Genomic DNA, 2,451 nt, shown 5'->3' with positions numbered 1-2,451 from the left:
TTTAGGCGCTTTCGCTGCTTGTCCTTCAAAAAGTTGAGTTACAGTACGATCTTTCGGAAAGTCCACCGAAGTTTCATTAAACCGTTTAAGTAATTTGTCTATTTCCGCGTGTTCCAAAAGAGCAAGGGTGGAAATTTTACTTTGAATATCTTCAGAAAGCGCCTCTAAAATAAATTGAAAATACCTTAATAACCTTTTTAAGACAATCTCTGAGAAACCAGACACCACTCTTATTTCAAATCGGTCGAATGTGGTTGACACGGAAAAATCAAATAATGTATTCGTCTTCTCATAACTATTAACCCCATATGATAAAGGAGAACCTTCCAACCCGTTATACACATGAAAATCTACAAAGTTAAAAACGGCATCAAAAATAGGATTTTCATTTACTTCTGTTCTCCCTATCAGCTCAGCAATTTTTCTAAAAGGAAAACGACCTTTGCTCTTTAAATCCACATGCTTACGGTGGACTTTCGTAAGCAGTGATTGCCATGTTCCAGATTCATCTATCTCTATGCGAAAAGGTATTGTATTCAGGAAACAACCAAGTACCTTCTCTGCATCCTGTGTAACTGGCCTCGCATTCTCAATCAAACCTATCGTCAAATCATTTTCATAGGTAATCATCCGCATCATAAACAGATAGGCTGTTAAGCAAAGTGTCTTTAGAGTCGTTCCTTCTTCCCTAGCAACTTTCTTCAATCTCTGCAGTAGGTCAGGGTTGAGCTCCATAATATAAGCTTCCACTTCCTGCTCAGCCCCATATGGAAGTTCAAGCCTTTTAAACTCTGACAGCTCCTGCTGCCAGTAGGTCGTTAGGTCTTCTTGCTGTGAAACAACCATCTGATCCACTACATAATCCTTATAGCTACTCTTCAGTCCTACCAATTCCACAGGGCCGATTTTCAACCTGAAATATACATCTACCAACGCTGTCATAAACGAGGCCACACTCCAGCCATCCATAATGGCATGATGGACTATCCAAGCAAAAGTGACCTGACGATTGTTTAACCTATATACACGAAGCCTCCAAAGGGGGCCCTCTTTTAGCTCAAACGGATTCTGACGATCTTCCAAAAGAGAATGCTCAATAAAATCCTCCTGCTCCTTTTCTGTATATACTGATAGGTCATGCTCTATAATATCGACTGGAACTGACTGGTAGACAACTTGAAGAGGCACAGGTCCTTCATCTAAGAAAAAGCACGTTCGTAAAATTTCATGTTTATTCATTAATAAGGTCATAGCTTCAGTTAATTTTCCCACTTCAAATGAAGCATCCTCCAGCTGATAAACAAGTTGGTCATGATAAAGCGCCTTTTCTGAATTTCTCATAGAATAAAAAACCATTCCCTGCTGGATATCACTCATTGGATACACATCTACTACCTCATGGGCTAGGGAAGTGTGTTCCTCAAGGAACCTGTTTTTCAGATCCTGTAGTTCTTTTCTTTTTTCTATACGTTTACGTTCTTCTTCCAGTGAAACATTTTGTATACCAGCATACGCGACTAACTCTTTTATAGTTGGATGTTCATACAAATCCTTGATCTGAATAGTCCAGTCCATTTTCCTGTTCATAAGACTAATCAATCCGATGGCTTTGATAGAGTCTCCCCCCAGATTGAAAAAGCTGTCACTTATGCCAAGGGAGGTACCTAAAAACTCTTCCCAAATAGACCGCACACGGCCTTCCAGCGGATTCCGGGGCTCCTCATGGATAGTGCCTTTCACTTCTGGGGCCGGAAGCCTGTGACGGTCTACCTTACCATTGGCAGTGAGCGGCATCATTTCAAGCTGAATAAAATAAGAAGGAACCATATAAGACGGAACTTTTTTAGCTAAATCCGCTCGAAGCTCCAAAGTACTCAATTCCTCTTCCGCCGTATAGTAGGCGGCCAAAACTTGCCCTCGTTCCTCTTCGAAGGCTTGTACAAAAATTTCTCTGATTCCACTACAAAGAAGTAGCTGGGTTTCAACCTCTCCTAATTCAATGCGGTGCCCACGGATTTTGACCTGGTCATCCATTCTTCCAAGGTATTCCAGGTTTCCATCTTCCAGCCATCGGGCCAGGTCACCTGTTTTGTACATCCGCTCTCCTGGTTGAAACGGATTTTCAACAAAGCGCTCTTCCGTTAGCTCTGGACGATTCCAATAACCTCTAGCCACACCTTCCCCGGCAACATACATTTCACCGCCAATTCCAACGGGCAGGAGGTTCTTTTGTCCATCCAGCACATACACCTGAAGAGTGGGAATCGGTTTTCCAATATTGCTGATGTTAGTCTCGATTTCTTTTTCAGTAATTTCCTTGTACGTAACATGAACAGTCGTTTCCGTAATCCCGTACATATTAATCAACTGAGTAGAAGGATAGGCTGCTTTCCAGTCCTTCAGCTGTAGAGGGGACAGCTTTTCGCCCCCAAAAATAACCTTACGGACCGG

Annotated in this window: 1 protein-coding gene; it reads right to left on the bottom strand. The window is 42.1% G+C overall.

Going from position 1 to position 2,451, the window contains the following annotated elements; genetic code table 11:
- A partial coding sequence (locus BPMYX0001_RS29145) for a condensation domain-containing protein (RefSeq protein WP_033799593.1) occupies nt 1-2,451 on the bottom strand: 2,451 nt, incomplete at both ends.

This window comes from Bacillus pseudomycoides DSM 12442 (genome assembly GCF_000161455.1).
Taxonomy (GTDB): domain Bacteria; phylum Bacillota; class Bacilli; order Bacillales; family Bacillaceae_G; genus Bacillus_A; species Bacillus_A pseudomycoides.
This window is presented reverse-complemented; position numbering and strand designations above follow the sequence as displayed.